At 55.7% G+C, this 15,198-nt stretch carries 15 protein-coding genes; 4 read left to right on the plus strand and 11 right to left on the minus strand.

What is annotated here, in order from left to right; translation table 11 throughout:
• Both K5905_RS10795 and K5905_RS10800 read right to left on the minus strand, forming a co-directional pair.
• Positions 1 to 518, minus strand: a 518-nt coding sequence (locus K5905_RS10795) for an anti-sigma factor (protein WP_297583478.1), incomplete at its 3' end; no start/stop codon positions are given.
• Positions 519 to 554: 36 nt separating this feature from the next.
• Positions 555 to 1,043, minus strand: coding sequence for an RNA polymerase sigma factor (locus tag K5905_RS10800; RefSeq protein ID WP_297583479.1), 489 nt, complete (start codon positions 1,041 to 1,043; stop codon positions 555 to 557).
• Positions 1,044 to 1,169: 126 nt separating this feature from the next.
• Here K5905_RS10800 and K5905_RS10805 point away from each other — a divergent pair, with 126 nt between their 5' ends.
• Positions 1,170 to 2,588 carry a S8 family serine peptidase gene (locus K5905_RS10805; protein ID WP_297583480.1) on the plus strand — a complete coding sequence of 473 codons (1,419 nt, stop codon included), beginning with the start codon at positions 1,170 to 1,172 and terminating at the stop codon, positions 2,586 to 2,588.
• Positions 2,589 to 2,609: 21 nt separating this feature from the next.
• Here the strand turns inward: K5905_RS10805 and K5905_RS10810 are convergent, their stop codons facing one another.
• From K5905_RS10810 to K5905_RS10820, 3 genes are all read right to left on the minus strand, one after another.
• A complete protein-coding gene (locus K5905_RS10810) occupies positions 2,610 to 4,139 on the minus strand; it encodes a hypothetical protein (protein ID WP_297583483.1) in 1,530 nt (509 codons plus the stop codon).
• A gap of 1 nt (position 4,140) precedes the next feature.
• A complete protein-coding gene (locus tag K5905_RS10815; RefSeq protein WP_297583486.1) occupies positions 4,141 to 5,196 on the minus strand; it encodes a hypothetical protein in 1,056 nt (351 codons plus the stop codon).
• A 132-nt stretch (positions 5,197 to 5,328) separates the two neighbouring features.
• Positions 5,329 to 6,126 carry a helix-turn-helix transcriptional regulator gene (locus K5905_RS10820; RefSeq protein ID WP_297583489.1) on the minus strand — a complete coding sequence of 266 codons (798 nt, stop codon included), beginning with the start codon at positions 6,124 to 6,126 and terminating at the stop codon, positions 5,329 to 5,331.
• Between the two features lie 114 nt (positions 6,127 to 6,240).
• On the opposite strand from K5905_RS10820, the gene K5905_RS10825 reads away from it, so the two are divergent.
• The gene (locus K5905_RS10825) at positions 6,241 to 7,131 is read left to right on the plus strand and encodes an SRPBCC family protein (protein WP_297583491.1); all 891 of its coding nucleotides are present in this window, start codon (positions 6,241 to 6,243) and stop codon (positions 7,129 to 7,131) included.
• A 404-nt stretch (positions 7,132 to 7,535) separates the two neighbouring features.
• On the opposite strand, the gene sigZ is transcribed toward K5905_RS10825, so the two are convergent.
• Positions 7,536 to 8,084 (minus strand): RNA polymerase sigma factor SigZ, encoded by a 549-nt coding sequence (gene sigZ / locus K5905_RS10830; protein WP_297583493.1) that lies wholly within the window; start codon positions 8,082 to 8,084, stop codon positions 7,536 to 7,538.
• A 191-nt stretch (positions 8,085 to 8,275) separates the two neighbouring features.
• On the opposite strand from sigZ, the gene K5905_RS10835 reads away from it, so the two are divergent.
• Positions 8,276 to 8,986 carry a glutathione S-transferase family protein gene (locus K5905_RS10835; RefSeq protein ID WP_297583495.1) on the plus strand — a complete coding sequence of 237 codons (711 nt, stop codon included), beginning with the start codon at positions 8,276 to 8,278 and terminating at the stop codon, positions 8,984 to 8,986.
• A gap of 155 nt (positions 8,987 to 9,141) precedes the next feature.
• On the plus strand, positions 9,142 to 9,654 hold the full coding sequence (locus tag K5905_RS10840) for a hypothetical protein (protein ID WP_297583498.1): 513 nt from the start codon (positions 9,142 to 9,144) through the stop codon (positions 9,652 to 9,654).
• A 62-nt stretch (positions 9,655 to 9,716) separates the two neighbouring features.
• Here K5905_RS10840 and K5905_RS10845 read toward each other — a convergent pair whose 3' ends face one another.
• The 5 genes from K5905_RS10845 to K5905_RS10865 all read right to left on the minus strand — a co-directional run.
• The gene (locus K5905_RS10845) at positions 9,717 to 12,020 is read right to left on the minus strand and encodes a hypothetical protein (protein WP_297583500.1); all 2,304 of its coding nucleotides are present in this window, start codon (positions 12,018 to 12,020) and stop codon (positions 9,717 to 9,719) included.
• Positions 12,020 to 12,490: a hypothetical protein gene (locus tag K5905_RS10850; protein WP_297583501.1), complete on the minus strand. Its 471-nt coding sequence runs from the start codon at positions 12,488 to 12,490 to the stop codon at positions 12,020 to 12,022. The genes K5905_RS10845 and K5905_RS10850 overlap by 1 nt, the downstream gene beginning before the upstream one ends.
• A gap of 328 nt (positions 12,491 to 12,818) precedes the next feature.
• On the minus strand, positions 12,819 to 13,643 hold the full coding sequence (locus tag K5905_RS10855; RefSeq protein ID WP_297583502.1) for an ABC transporter permease: 825 nt from the start codon (positions 13,641 to 13,643) through the stop codon (positions 12,819 to 12,821).
• A complete protein-coding gene (locus tag K5905_RS10860) occupies positions 13,636 to 14,403 on the minus strand; it encodes an ABC transporter ATP-binding protein (protein WP_297583503.1) in 768 nt (255 codons plus the stop codon). Before K5905_RS10860 ends, K5905_RS10855 begins: the two co-directional genes overlap by 8 nt.
• A gap of 64 nt (positions 14,404 to 14,467) precedes the next feature.
• Positions 14,468 to 15,198 (minus strand): ABC transporter substrate-binding protein (locus tag K5905_RS10865; RefSeq protein ID WP_297583504.1); only part of this gene is annotated, 731 nt, incomplete at its 5' end.

The following is a 15,198-nucleotide window of genomic DNA, read 5'->3' on the forward strand; positions in this document are numbered from 1 at the left end:
TCCGCATCGGTAAAGGACGCAATCACATTCAATGTTGCACCGGATGCCAGAACTGTGTTGCTTCCGGACGCCAGACTGGAGAGTACCACCGAAATTTCCGGATCTGCGAGAGCTGCAACACCGATCGGGGCCTTTTGTGACGTTGTACCGACGGGAGCCAGCGCAACACCTGCAGCCAACCCGACGGCGAGCGTGAAACTTGCCGCCACTGCTGAAGGCCAGTATCGGGTCCAGGATCTCGGTTGGAAGACAACAACGTTTTCAGCTGAGTCCGGTCCGGTCTTCGATGTATCTTCATCGAGCATTCGCGCAACGCTCTGCGCAAGATCGTCTGAGACTGGAGGCAAATCGTTTGCTGCCATCTTCAGACGCGCGGCGGTTTCCCTGAAACGATGCAGCTTTTGCTGAATTTCCGGGTCAGCCGCTGCTGCCTGCTCCACCCGTTTTGCCTCGGCAGCATCAAGTTCACCATCCGCATAGGCCATGATCAGTTCGTCTGTCATCTCGGTCCGGTCCATCATTTGCCTCGTTTAAAGCGGAAAACGTTCGATTGCTTACTTTATTCCAATTCGGTCAGCCAGCGCGCTTCGCGCACGGGAGAGCCGACTCATGATTGTCCCTTTCGGAACCTCCAGAACGTCAGCTGCTTCCGCGTAGCTGAGTTCCTCGACGCAAACCAGAAGCAGGACTTCCCTTTGCTCCAGGGGAAGCGTCTCAACGGCTTCCATGACTGAAACAAACATCAACCGCGCGTCGCCGGCGTGTTGGGCTTCTCCGGCAAGCTCTGGTGCGCCGTCGACATCAAGTTCCGTTCCGCGCACACGTTTCTTGCGCACGATGTCGATCCAGGCGTTTTTCAGTATGCGAAACAGCCACGCTTCTATTCGTGAGCTTGGGTCGAAACTGGAGCGGGCCTTGAGAGCCCTCTCAACTGTGATCTGCACAAGATCGTCTGCAATATCAGCGCTTTTACAAAGCGAAAGCGCAAAGCGCCTTAAATTCGGCAGTTTTTCTGTGAGAGCCTTGTTAAAACAGTCCGACATTAAACAGCCTTCCGAAAAAGAGGCAGCCAACGGAATAACACGGCCGCTCAAACGTAATTGCAAGGACTACGGATAGCGGCCGCGTTCTATTCCAAAAAAAATCGCCGCGCCTGAAAGGACATCATGATGCCACGGCTTGTCGCTGCTTTTTTGACAATTCTCTTCCTGGTCTCTTTCGGAGACAGCAGTTTCGTCGATCCACAATCAGGTTTCTCTCCATCCACAGCCTTTGCGGACGATGATGATGACGATGACGACGATGGAGACGACGATAGCAACGATGACGGCGGAGGCGGAAACAGTCATTCCTCCAGCCCGTCGTCGTCCTCCTCGAAAAGATCTTCCGGCGGATCTGCAGAATCTGCGCCATTCCTGGCTCCTATTCGCCGGCTTTTCGGACCACAAAAGGACAATCGCGGTTCGGCAAGTCGCCGCCCTGCACAGCCCCCTGCACCACAGGTGCAATTCGCGTCTGGCGAAATCATAGTCCTCAATCTGACAACCCAGGATCTGCAGCTGCTTCTAAGGGATGGCTTTCGCATTCTGGAAGAACGCACCGTTCCCGGCAGTCAAAGACGCTTCTATAGATTGGCGGTGCCTGACACCTTGTCTCTGCCAGAAGCTCGCGACGCGGTCCGTGCCCTTCCTTCAGGACAAAACACCGATTTCAATCATTACTATCGACCCGGGTTCGGGGAAACCGGTTGCCAGAAGGAAAACTGCGCCGCCCTTAAGATGGTCAACTGGCCGAATATGTCGACCGATGCACCGGCTGTTTGCTCCGCCCCCTCGCCGATTGGAATGATCGACACGGGCATCAATCGGCATCATGAAGTTTTTGCAAACGCAAAACTGAAAGTCATCAGCATGCTCGATGAAGACCTTCCAGCATCCAAACAAATACACGGAACTGCGATTGCAGCCCTCCTTGTCGGGCAGCCCGGCACACGCGTTCGCGGTCTGTTGCCATCAGCAGAACTCATCGCAATCGATGCCTTTCACCGCGACGGTCGAGATGAGCGCACAGATGCATTCACGCTGGTCGATGCGCTCTACAATCTGGCTGCTGAAGAGGTTAGCGTCGTCAATCTAAGCCTTGCGGGGCCTCCAAACAGCGTGGTTGCCACCGCCATCACGGATCTTGTTCAATCGCGCGGAATCGCGATAGTGGCGGCCGCCGGCAACAATGGTCCAAACGCGGAACCGGCCTTTCCAGCAGCTTACCCTGAAGTCCTGGCAGTCACGGCAATCGATAAATCCGGGAAAGTGTACAGGCGCGCCATCCGTGGCGGTCACATCGATCTTGCGGCACCGGGTGTCAATGTGTGGACCGCTGCTTCTATCAAGGGGGCAAGGTGGAAAACAGGAACGTCATTTGCCGTTCCTTTCGTGACCGCGGCAGTTTCCCTGGTCAGGGCTCGACACCCTGAGCTCACTCCGGACGAGGTTTACACGCTCCTCAAATCGAGAGCTGAAGATCTCGGGGAAATCGGGCCGGATGCGGTCTATGGAGCAGGCCTTTTGTCGGCAGAGGGGCTCTGCTGAGCCGCTCTCTGCTCGCTTCGGTTACAAGACCGGTTGCTCCGACAAGAAAACCAGCGTGATTTTCTCGTTATTTGCCAGCTCTTGAACACCAAGTCTGAGGTTCGTGTCTTGAACGAGAAAATCATCGTGGATCACCATGAACCGCGGAGAGCGAAGGAATGCCCGCGCAATCCTGACCAACAGCCGGTCCATCTCGGACTGGATGGTGGCAATGTCTGGTGCCCAGTTCGGTTGCACGCCGAAAATTCTCTCGAATTCGACAAACAGTTCTGTGTGCGCAGCATGCTTTCTTCCCAGTTCCACGGCAGGTCGCCGCATGTGATGGTGCGGTATTCCGTTGACCGGGGACACCAGCGCGGTCCGGCGCCAGATCTCTTTCCTTCCCAAATCGGAAAAGGAGATCTTTCCCATCGATATTCGCCGCAAAAGATCATCCTGCGCCAGACCGCACAGACTGAGCGAGATGCAGCGAAGATCCTGCGGGTTCTCTCCAACAATGTTTGTGGATTGCCTTGCCGGTATCTGCGCATTCAGCAACTTGCCAGACGGCAGCGGCAGATCGTCGATTTCAATTGGGTGCTGCCAGGACAAGTCCGGCAACTTCTGTTGCACCAAGGGTGACATGACCGAAAGCTTGAAAACCGCGCTCAGTTTTTCCCGCGCCACTCTGCTGGCCTCTAGATACTCAATACCCGCTGCTCCGGCTTCCAGTTGCGTGACGACAAATGCAAAAATCAGCAGGAAAAGCGCAATCTTGAGATCGTCGGTATCTGCAACAAGTCCATAGATCACAACGGCAACGGGAAACGTGACCCTGCTCAAAGCTCTCAGCACACTGGATAACGTCGCCCGGGTAATCAGCGACTTGCGGACATCGTCACTCTTTTGCGCAAGCTTGTTCAGGACAGGCTGAAATCTGCCATGTAGGAGCAGCGGCAACCGGTCCGGCAGAACCCGTCCAAGAAGCAAGGCAATGCTTCCCCTCTTTTGCCGGGCCTGCCTGATACTGACACGCAAGGGCTTTGCCACCAGCAGAACGCCGACGCCCCAGAGGCAAAAGCTTCCGAACAAGGGCAATAGAAACGCCGTTTCCTGCCATATGCTCCAGACGGCAACCGTTCCCAGTGTTGGCACAAGCGTTACGAGAGCAAGCAACCCCTTGGACAACCAAAGCTTGATTGCCCCAAGGTCGTTGACAAGACGGGTTAGTGACAAACCAACGCCCGGAGACTTGCCGTCTATCGGCAATAGCAGGACATGCCTGGCATAAGCCATCCTGACATCATGCACATAGGACAACGCGAAATGTTCGGCATATCTGGTCTGGGCGACAAACAGCGCCAGAGCCGCAAGTGCAGAAAAGGCTAGGGCCGCAAAAACCGGGATCCCGTAAATCGCCTGATCGCCTTTCAGCAAGGCCGCCGAACTCAGCGACAGTGCGATTGCACCGAGCGACTGAACAATCCCGTTGGCGACAAGAGCTGCACAAATGAAAACGCGCCGGGCGTTCCACAAAAGTGGAAGGCCCGGTTTTGCCTTTTGCGCACTCATGTCAACCTGCCGCCGACAGCCTGGTGGACACGGTCTTTTCCATGAAATCCGAGATCGTCGCGGCGTCTTGCAGATCTTCCAGCGAATAGGCCGGAACGTCGAGATGCGTTGCTGCCTCGCGCATGGCCAGCGGAGAACGCATGACAGCCCCTGAAAGTCCAAGAACGTCGTAACCCAGACCTTTAAGCCGATCTATCCCGTCGACCGCGCCAAGCGCATCGCAGGACGCAAAAACAACCCCGTCGAACAGTGACTGCACAAGCGGACTTGCAGCGACCTGCCTGGTTTCCTCCTGAAACAAACCGTCTGCAATCTCGACCACCGCAAGATCGCAGTCCATGCGGTTCAAGGTGCGAAGCAGGTTCCTTGTTGTTGAAACAATCGTATCGATCGGCGTGCCGAAGGTCGTTGCCAGACCGCCGTCGGTGAAATCCAGCACTTTCGCAGCGCCCGAGTCCTGCATCAGCCATGGGTCTCCACCAGCCGCTGTGCCGGTGATCTTGAGTGCCCCTACCCGGTATCCGCTTTTGGCAAACCCTCTCACCAGCGATGCTGCCGTGGCCGTTTTACCGGCATTCATCGAAGTTCCGAAGACACCGAAAACCGCTGAGGGAAGAGCGCCGGCAAGTGTCGGCAGAGCGAACTGTTTCAGATTGACCGCGTTCCCGTCGATGCCGCAAAGCACCCCCACGGGTTCGATCGCGGTCGGTCCGGACAGCTTGTCGTGCCAGGAAACGGCCTTGGCGGCGATGCCACCGGCGGCAACCATGTGGCAAGGCTCCAGGGCATCAGGAACATAAGCCTCATACTGGTCGGGGGCGTATCTGTTGCCGTAAGCCAGCAGCACTTCGTCGCCGACATTCAATGTCGCTCTGCGACCACTCGGCAACTCAATGCGGCGATGCGAGCCAATCTCCGTGATCCGCGCAAGAACCAGATCTCCGGCCTGGGGAGCATAGGCATCCGACATCAGATGCACACATTCATCCAGATTCACGCGCCGCACGGCATAAGAACGCTTGGCGGCCATCAGACGGGGTAGAGCAATCGTTTCCATTTCCGTTTCTCTCATCTCTTGTCGAAACCGCATCAGCGCGGTCATGAGGGAAACGAACGACGTCAAAGCTTATTCCGGTGGTTGTCTCTTTTTCTGCCTTCGGGGAATTGGCGTGCCTCTCTTCAGTTCCGGCTAGCTTTCCAGTTCCAGAAACCATTGCCGGGTTTTTTCGTCGGCAGGCAGCAGGGTCTCGACACGAATATCGTCAATAGCCGCATCCGCACTCATGCCCACGGTCGCGATCAGCGAAAACAAATGCAGATCCGCTCCATCCATCCGGAAATGGATGGCAAGTACAGGAGCAGGCCTTTCATGGGCAGGTTGGCGAACGCTTTCGGCAACTCCCGGGTAGGACAGAAGTTCATCAAGAAGGTTTTGAACTTCAAAATCATTGGGACGCCGGGCAACTTCAAGCTCCAAAAGCCTGTAGAGCGCCTTTGTGATATCTGCCCAGTTAACGATGGCGGATCGCACCGGACCTTCTTTAAATATCGATCTCAGAAGGTTTGGCTCCCCCGCTCCCCCGATGACGGAAAAGAAACGCATCGCCGCTTCATTGGCGTTTTGCAGGGTCCAGGTTCGGTCTACAGCAAGCGCAGGAAACGGGTTGTGTCCTTTCAATATGTGACTGATCGAGATGTTGATGGCTGAACGCGTGGCATCACTCCATTTCTCATCGGGAGACCGGGCAGCAAATCCTGCCGACATCAGCATCGCATCTACTTCGGCGGCCGGCATTTGCAGCGCCTCGCCCAGTTGCGAGATCGCGAACCGGCTCGGTTGCGAACGTCCGGTCTCCAAAAAGCTGATATGACGCTGTGACAATCCCGCCTCCAGGGAGAGGTCGAGTTGACTGAGGCGGCGGCGTTTGCGCCAGGATTTCAAGAGCCCCGGAAATCTCGCAAGCGGCTGAAGTTCTGCAATGGTCATGCTGCATTATCCCGATGCCTGGCAGCAGTGTCCATTACCTCCAACGTAATTGATCTCATTCAGATTGGACGTGAACCTCCAGGGCAATCTCACTCGCAGCAATGGAGGTTTCCCATGTCGACAACTTTGCAAGCCAGGGTGTTTCTTGGCCTCAACTGTGCCTTTTCCACGGCATCCGGAATCTTGCTTCTGGTTCTGCCGGAAACACTTTCGGAGATCCTTTTCATCGAACCTGCAAGTTGGGTTCCGCTGGTAATTCAGGGGATTGGACTGGGCCTGGTCATTTTTGCGCTGGATCTCCTGTTGATGACCCTCAACAGCTTCGTGACCCGGTTGGAAGTCATGCTGATTGTGGCTGCCGATGTTGCCTGGATCGTCGCCAGCATCGCGTTCGCACTGCTTGCAATGAACCATTTGACGGAGACAGGCATTCTCCTCATCGACATCGTCGCTCTGTGTGTCGCCGTCTTCGCGATCGGCCAGTTTCTGGGCGCTCGAAGGATCACGCCACCATCGAGCAAGGCAAGTGTGACTTCGCGCGATGGCTACGTGATCGCCAGTGTCAGGCGCGCTGTTGCCGCTCCTGTTTCCGCTGTCTGGAAAGTCATGAACGACCATCCAGGCTATGCGGAAGTCGCCAGTAACCTGAGCAAGGTCGAGGTGCTCTCCGGCGACGGTATCGGCATGCAACGCCGATGCTACGGCCCCAAGGGCGAACACTGGACCGAAACCTGTGACGCCTTTGAGGTTGAGCAGTCCTACGGTTTCACCATTCATACCGACGCGCCCGATTATCCTTATCCAATCTCGGATCTGAAGGGCCGCTGGTCCGTCACGCCGGTTGGCAATGGCGCGGAATTCGCGATTGATATAACCGCGCGGCCCAAGGGCAATTTTCTTATGCGCCTTCTGTTCCTGCTGGCGGCCAAGAAACAGTTCAAGGGGGTTCTGGTTCAACTTGCGGATCGGTGGTCCGAGCGAATGGAGCGCGAAGCCCGGGCCTAGACGCAGGAAAAGCGGGAACCGGTTATCCGCCCGAGATTGCGATTAAACAAAGACCTGGAGTATCCGTTTTGATCAAAAGGGACAGCGCTTCTGGAGGCGCTGTCCTCCAGGCCATGTGGCCCGACTCTCGTACGTTCCTAGGCCGTGTGGACGCATTGGTTTGGAGCGTGGTTTGAGAAAAGATTGTCCAGCTCCAGGAGCGAACATGCAGAAAGGGTTGCCCCCTTTCAAGTTTTTGCAACGCCGAAATGGACCGTCTTTTCTCAAATCCTGAAAGGACGCGGCGCATTTGAACCTTGAGGGCGTCGGAAACTCGCCCGTATATCAATACGGGCTTCGCTCCCCTCCTGCTCACGACTCAAATGCAACACACGCCGCGCCCGAAACCAACTCGTCCACACGGCCTAGCACTTCCCGCATTTGCCGGTCTTTTGTCTGTAATCGACAATGTTTCCCTGGGTATCGAGAGTAAAGTGACAGCAGTTTTCAAAGACTTCCCGCAATTGGGTCCGCGCCTTTTGAACACGGGACTTGAGCGTTGAATAGCTGATGCCCTGATCCTCGGCATATTTCTTTTGCGAAACGCCCTCAAGTTCCACTTTGCGCAGGAGAGCTCCCGTCTCCTCCGGCAAGGCGTCAATGAACGGGCCAATACATCTGTCCAGATCGTGCGGCTTGTTTTCGCCCGAATCGAAATACCAAAGATCTTCAGGCTTCAGCGTCCTTGCCTTCCCCTTCTTGCGATAAAAGTCGATTGCGGTGTTGTTGGCGATCTGAAAGAGCCATGCCTTGAGGCTTTCCCCTTTTCCCAGAGTGCCGATGTTCCTGTGTGTCTTCAGCAGAATTTCCTGCAGAAGTTCGTCGACATCGGCCGGGTTGGAAATCTTGGCACTTAAAAACGCACCCAGACTGGAGCGGTAGTCTGCCCATATACTTTCGAGATCTGCTTGCATGGTTTTGCCAGATTTTCCGTGCCGGATTTTCGGTATCAGCGTGTTTTCCATAATTAGGCAATCTCGACACCCAAGCCAACACCAACTTAAAAAGTCAACATTTTCGGCAACTTAAAAGATTTCCCGACTAAACCTTCGTCTTTTCTTGGGCTTCATCGTCTTAACGAACGAACCATGAAAGGAAATCACACATGATAAAAATTGTCAGTTTCAAGATATGCCCCTTCGTCCAGCGCGTCACCGCTATGCTGGAAGCCAAGACCATCAGTTACGAGATCGAATATATCGAGCTCAAGAACAAGCCCCAATGGTTTCTGGACATCTCCACGACCGGGCAGGTTCCCATGCTGATAACGGAACACGGCACGCCTCTATTTGAGTCCGACGCCATCGTTGAATATATCGACGAGGTTACGCCACCGTTGCAGGACAACCTTTCGCCGGAACAGCGGGCGATCAACCGCGCCTGGAGCTATCAGGCGTCCAAGCATTATCTCGTTCAGTGCAGCACGATGCAGAGTGCCGACAAAGGCATCCTGGACGAACGCATGGCCAAATTGATCAAGTCCTTTGAAAAGGCAGAAAAACAGCTTGGCGAGGGCCCTTATTTCTTCGGTCAGAAGTTGGGCAACGTCGACATGGCCTGGTTGCCGCTTCTGCATCGCGCCGCAATCGTTGAAGACCATAGCGGCTACGACATGCTGTCCGACTATCCCAAAGTGAAGGCTTGGCAGAAGACCCTGTTGGAGACCGGTATTCCCGAAAAATCCGTTCCGACCGATTTCGACGAGAAGTTCTCAACCTTTTACCTGGACGATCGCACGTGGCTTGGTCGGGGCGCCAATCTGAACGAAGCCGCGACATCAACCAGCCAGCCTCAAACAGGCGGTTGTTGCGGCTGATTGCTGAACTGAGTTCAACTGCTCCTCGAAATTCTTCGAGGGGCAGTCTGGCAACCTTCGTGCAAGAGCAGTGCAATCGGTGATATCATATCCATCAGACAACAAGTCACATTTTAAAATCCCTTTTTGGCTCCGGCGGCAAAGGATCAGAGACGATGAACTTGATTGAACTGCTGAAGACAACTCAGACCGCCATCCTTTTATTCGCAATTGCCGCAACTCCGGCTGCAGCCTTTTCGCTTACCGGCACTTACAAGGGTGTTGTCGCATGCGACAGCACAACAGCGGGCGAAGCATCCACCTGGGGCTGGAACATCGAGCTTCTCATGGTGCAGGACGGCGCGGATTTGCGCGTCGACTACAAATATGTCGACGCCGCCGAACTGGGCAACGAATACACGCTCTACAGCGGCAAAGCCGCAGCATCTGCCGACGGTTCTGTCATCAGCGCTTATTTCAAATCCTGCAATGCCAGTTTCCCGGCAGACGAACTGGTCCGCATTGCGCCGACTTCCACGAAGGTAAAGGATTTCGGTTTTGCAGCTGACAGTATCTGGGCTTCCGACCAGGTTCCGAACCTGCCAGGCCTGACAGTTCAAAGCTGTCGTTGGTCCTTGACCCGGACATCCGCCGATGTTCCAACCGTCAGAACCTGTCCAGCCGAGTAAACAGCTGCAAAACTGACCGTTTCATCCCACTAAGATAGGAATGAAACGGTCAGAGCGGTTGTTTAACCTGCCGGCCCGGATTGCGGTTTTGGTTTTGGCAGCGGAGCCTGATCCATCAGCGCCATCGGTGTGTCTTTCTGTTGGGACATGCGTCTGTCGTAGGCAGCCTTGAGGTCCTCGTACAGCGTCTGCGTTTCCAGCGCCTTCTTGCGCTGCGAGGCACCCTTTACATTCGCCTGGAAACTGTCGGTCACCTTGTGGCGCGCACCGGTTGCGTCATCGTAGGAAAGCGTCATGCGCGGGCCATAGCCGTCGCTGTCCGTCTTGCCCAGGCGCTTGTCCCGCTCCGTCATCTCGTTCGGCGACAGATACCATCTGGCAGCGCTGATCCCCTGGCTGGAGAGCAACTCTTCAGCCTCCTCCCGCACATAACCATGGCCGTTCTTTTCAACATCGGAATAAACCGTCTCAACCGGGTTTCTCACGATCGTGCCTTCCTCGACCGGCGCGAAGGCCGACAGGTTCCAGATACGCTTGAACCGCCGCATCGCCAGTATCTCGGCCGCTTCCATGTGACCGTTCATCTCCACATAGCTTTGCCTCAAAATCGAATAGTATTCCTCAACACCTGCCGCCTCTTCCTCTGGGCTCGTGCCAAGCCGCTTGTAGGTGTCGTAGGACGTCTTGCGGGCAAGGGGATCCTTTGCCGACGCCGCCCCGGACGGGACATTTCCAGCATCTGAAGCCGCTTCAAATGAGGCGGACGGGATCGCCTGCGAACCGGGCACAATGGGCACGCCGCTCAGCGGTGCATTGCCATCCCCCGGCAGGGCGGTTTCCGGCGAGAGCGAGTTGACCTGCGGCACCGGAGCGCTCAGCGGCGCGGTGCCGTCCCTCAGCGGTGCGCTTGAGGTAAGCACGGCAGCTCTTGCCGCCACCTCGGATCTGAATATCTCCGTAACCTCGTCCTGCGAAGCGCCCGCTTCGACCGCCTGCACAACCGCCCCGTTACCGGCCTCGATTGTCTCGCGCACGGCTTCAAGCGATCCGGCCAACTGATCCTCATCGGGACTGCTGCTGAAGATCCAGTCGATTGCACCGCCGACGATCCCGGTCAGCGCATCACGTCCTTCCACATATGCTCCGAAGACTTCTGTGTCTTCGACGGCATCGGCAATACCGGCCATCTTCTGGATGGTCTCGTTGTCCGGATAGGCCGCGCCGTAAAGCTGCGTCACTGCGACGATGTCATCGATATTGCCCAGAACGTCCCAGGCTTTCTTCACCGCTCCAATCGGTGTCAGGGAAACTGCCAGATCAATGCCGACCCCGGCTGCAAGCTCCTTCAGCTCGTCCTCACCGAACTCAATGCCCAGCTCGCGCGCCGCCTGGTCAAACGGTATGTTCCGCTCCGCCGCCCGCGCCTGCACCATGGAGAACACCGGCACAACCGCAAGCCCCAGAACAAGCGCTGGGGCACCATTGCGGGCAAGGTTCATGAACCTTCGGCCGATACCCGGTCCTTCCGTGAGCGAGCCTTTCGCCTTGCCGCTGATACCGGCACTCGGATCAATCGGACCGCCAGATAACCCGTCAAGCGGTGTGTCGGAGGGAGAGATCCGCACACCCGTCCCCGGATCAACCGGCGCACCGCCAAATTGCCCGTCGGCCTGACTGCTGAAGCCCCTGATGTCACTGCGTCGCTTGGGGTCCGTTTCCGCCCGGTGCGCGCGTTCGCGCACGGCGTCCTCATAAGTTTCTGGCAGGCGATAGGTTTCCCGTTCCAGCTCATGCGTTGCGATGCCGCGATCTTTGGAAAGGTCAAACTTGCCATTGTGGAGCGCCTGGAGCAGGGACTGCAGCCTCTCCGGATTGTGGGGCACGTCCGGATGAGTTGCCAGCCAGGTCAAGGCAGACCGCGTGCTCAACCGGTCGAATTGCAGACCAAACAAAGGGTGGGCGGGATCATCCACTTGATGATTGAGAAGTCCAAGATCGCGGCTGATAACCTCAAAGGTAAATCGGCCCTTGTTTTTCAGCATGAACTTTCGGATCGACATGTCCGAAAGTTCCTTTCCACCGCGAGACGTGCCCCGCTTTTCAAGGTCATAAATCTTGTACTCTTCAGGAGTGACACGCTCTTTCGACTCGATCAGGCGGCCGTTCACTCTTTGTTCATCGAGCCAGTCTTGCAGTCGCTTACCATTCTTTGATTTCCATTCTCTGGCTGCAAGCAACTCCTTTTTCAGGTCCACACTGAAAAAGAAGTAGTCCCCCCGCCTGTGAAGAGCTGACAGTCCATCAACCCCGGTTCGCCGCATGATCGTGAGGAGTTGCGACGCGTCAATGATTATCACTCGTTCCATTACGGCTTCTCCGGCGAGAAGGTTACAAAACGCGAAAATTCCTCTCTTACGAGCTGTTCTGCTTCGGGGGAGCGCAAAGACGGCAGATCTCCATTCACCACGTCAATAGCCAGCCTATCGCCTGCGCTAAATGTCGACCAACCAAGGGTAATGTCCAATTTCATGGCGTACCATTTCTGGAACGCATCAACTGTCAAGTTATCTTCAACTGGGCACCACTCCCAGAAGCGCTCGTCCTCTTGGCCAAAATCAGGGTTGTCATCCAGATACTTGACCCATTTGGCTGATATTTTCAGTGCCTCTAAGATCTCTTCATGCCGGAAGAGTTCTTCCGCATACCGCACCTCCTGTTCAAAAGTCAGCTTGGGCGCACCCATTCCGTGTTTTTCAAAAAACTTTCGGCCTTCCTCGGTCGCCTCAAACGCTTCCAGCTCTTCCCGCCAACCGGTGATATCGTCAAAATCTGCCATCTTCCTGGCTCCAATTCGTTTTCCGCATCATGTTCACTAAATGTTCCAATTGCAACTTCTGATTTGTGCAAGGATCAATTTCTGGATAGGCAAGGAAGCAATCTCAAGCATCGCCAGAAAAAGGCGACACTTTCCCACAGTACTGATATGAGGTTCGTTTTAGTGTCGTTTTGCCGAAGCGTCGAGCAGCGACCAATGTCTGAGACACCTGTTCAGGCAGGAACTTTCGGAAACTTGTGCTTGAACAAGAACATCCCACTCGTTCGCCGTAATGCGCACGTTATGGCGCTGAACCGCGATGTCGCGATACAAGTAGCAAATTTGGCGATCACGTTCGCCAGCCTAGCAGGCGTCGCTCAAAAAAACCGATCGACGCACTGACGATCACGCCAAGCAGCGACAGGATGACGACCCCGGCAAAGAGCCGTTCGAGATCGTAAAGTGCACCGGCCTCCAGAATATAAGCGCCGATCCCGTATTCCGCGCCCAGCATCTCAGCGGCAACCAGGAGGATGATTGCGATAGCCAGACTGATACGGAGCCCTGAAAGAATGCCCGGCATCGCGCCCGGTAATACGATTTTGCGCACGATGGAGAACCAGGAAAGGCCGAAGCTTTGCCCCATACGGACCAGCGAGCGGTCAACATTGTCCACGGCCCCGTATGTCGCAACCACCGTTGGCGTAAACGTCCCAAACGCGATCAACGCGTATTTTGATCCCTCGTCGATACCAAACCAGATCACGAACAGAGGCAGAAGCGCAATTTTCGGGATCGGGAAAATCGCAGCAACCAGAGGAACAAGTCCGGCACGCGCGATGGAAAACAACCCGATCAGAACACCTATGGCAATTCCGGTAACTGACCCAATTGCCGCGCCGACCACAAGCCTCCGTAACGATGGCTCCAGATGCTTGAACAAGAGGCCACTTTCCCAGAGTTGACCAAGGGTGGCCAGCACATCTGACGGCTTCGGCAGGGTCAACGGCGAAATCCAGCCGGATTGGGTTCCCCACTGAACAAACACAATTAGTATGACAAAGACCGCGAAGCCCACCCAGCGGCGCGACTTTGGCGCAAAGCCACCTCCCCGGAAGCGAACCTCGATCGGCTGGTCGGTATCCGCGCCGTTTGACGAACCAATCTCAGACATCAATCAGTTCCCCATCGGCCGCACGAGCTTCTTCGCGCATAAGCTCCCAGAGAAGGTCATGCTTTTTCTGACAGACCGGATCGCCGGGCCTGCGATCCTGGATGGGCGTATCGATGGTCACTATCTCGCGAATCTGTCCTGGCCGCCGCGAGAGAACCACGATGGTATGTCCAAGCCGGACGGCTTCAGACAGGTTGTGGGTTACGTAAACCGCTGTGAAGGGTTGGCGTGTCCAAAGGCTGACAAGATCATCCATCAGCAATTCGCGTGTCTGACTGTCCAGCGCGGAGAGCGGTTCATCCATCAGCATGACTGCGGGTTTCACCGCAAGTGCCCGCGCGATGGCAACCCGCTGCTTCATTCCACCTGAAAGTTGCTTGGGCAGTGCATCTGCAAAGTCGGAAAGCTTGGTTCTGGTGAGCACATCATCGATGATGGCCCTTGCCTTGGCACCCCGAATTCCATGATCCTCCAGGACAAGGGAAACATTTCCCTTCACGGTGCGCCAGGGCAGCAAGGCAAAGTCCTGAAAGACGAAGGTCAATGGATTCAAACAGCCTTCAGGTGCAGCCCCCAGCTGAAGCACCCTGCCACTGTCCGGACGCTCAAGACCACCGATAAACCGCAGCAGCGTGGACTTGCCGCAGCCCGATGGCCCCACCAGGCACACGATCTGCCCGGCGGGTATTTCCAGAGAGATATCCCGCAGCACATCCGTATCGCCATATTTATGGCTGATCGAATCCAGTCTTATGTCCATGAAAGGCCTATGAGTTCCAGAAACACGCGGCAGCTTCCTTTTCGGAAACTGCCGCCGGAAGGTTTCAACCTTCGTAAGTTTCGACGTAGCTGTCGTCGACCAGCATGTCGAGCGTGACATGCTTGCGGACGAGTTCTTCCGACTTGAACCAATCAAGCTGGTTCCGAATAGAGGCAATGTTCAGCTTTGCATCTTCGTTGAGCCACATCGAACCGTTGATGATGGATGGCGCAGCTTTTTCGAGCGGACGGTCCGTATAGACATACTTGTGAATCAGCTCGACCATCTCTTCAACGCCGGCATCACCGCCCGTCTTCTCGACCATCGTGGCATCGTAGTCCCTGACACCCTTGCTGTAGCCTGCCAGGAACTCCTCCGTCTGGGTTCGTTCATCGGAGGCGTTTTTGGTCGAGGTGAAGATCGTGGTTACCTGGTACCCCGGCAGATAGTCCGAGACGTTGCCGATGATATGGGCGGCACCTGCCCCGGCCAGCGGCTTGGCGATATGCGGTACAATGGACCAGGCATCGATCTGGCCCGATTTCAACGCGCCGATGATAGCTCCGACCTTTTGTAAAGGCTTGAACGACATTTCAACGCCTTCTGCCTCTGCAATCTTGGACCCCATGTAGTGGAAGGACGAGCCTGCGGTCGAGATACCGAAAGTCTTGCCGCCAAGACCGGCCGGCGTCGTCAGGCCGGCATTGAACGCCGCGTCGGACGCGAGGATCTTTTGACCATCGACACCCTTCTTCTCGCTCAAGGCACCGCCGATAACTTTGACGGCGCCCTTGT

The sequence above is a fragment of the Roseibium sp. genome (genome assembly GCF_025698965.1).
GTDB lineage: Bacteria > Pseudomonadota > Alphaproteobacteria > Rhizobiales > Stappiaceae > Roseibium.

Coding starts and splice junctions, on each gene's coding strand:
- K5905_RS10815 (WP_297583486.1), bottom strand. CDS start 5,196: ATGGAAACGATTGCTCTACCCCGTCTGATGGCCGCCAAGCGTTCTTAT.
- K5905_RS10800 (WP_297583479.1), bottom strand. CDS start 1,043: ATGTCGGACTGTTTTAACAAGGCTCTCACAGAAAAACTGCCGAATTTA.
- K5905_RS10855 (WP_297583502.1), bottom strand. CDS start 13,643: ATGTCTGAGATTGGTTCGTCAAACGGCGCGGATACCGACCAGCCGATC.
- K5905_RS10805 (WP_297583480.1), top strand. CDS start 1,170: ATGCCACGGCTTGTCGCTGCTTTTTTGACAATTCTCTTCCTGGTCTCT.
- sigZ (WP_297583493.1), bottom strand. CDS start 8,084: ATGCAAGCAGATCTCGAAAGTATATGGGCAGACTACCGCTCCAGTCTG.
- K5905_RS10825 (WP_297583491.1), top strand. CDS start 6,241: ATGTCGACAACTTTGCAAGCCAGGGTGTTTCTTGGCCTCAACTGTGCC.
- K5905_RS10840 (WP_297583498.1), top strand. CDS start 9,142: ATGAACTTGATTGAACTGCTGAAGACAACTCAGACCGCCATCCTTTTA.
- K5905_RS10810 (WP_297583483.1), bottom strand. CDS start 4,139: ATGAGTGCGCAAAAGGCAAAACCGGGCCTTCCACTTTTGTGGAACGCC.
- K5905_RS10845 (WP_297583500.1), bottom strand. CDS start 12,020: ATGGAACGAGTGATAATCATTGACGCGTCGCAACTCCTCACGATCATG.
- K5905_RS10820 (WP_297583489.1), bottom strand. CDS start 6,126: ATGACCATTGCAGAACTTCAGCCGCTTGCGAGATTTCCGGGGCTCTTG.
- K5905_RS10835 (WP_297583495.1), top strand. CDS start 8,276: ATGATAAAAATTGTCAGTTTCAAGATATGCCCCTTCGTCCAGCGCGTC.
- K5905_RS10860 (WP_297583503.1), bottom strand. CDS start 14,403: ATGGACATAAGACTGGATTCGATCAGCCATAAATATGGCGATACGGAT.
- K5905_RS10850 (WP_297583501.1), bottom strand. CDS start 12,490: ATGGCAGATTTTGACGATATCACCGGTTGGCGGGAAGAGCTGGAAGCG.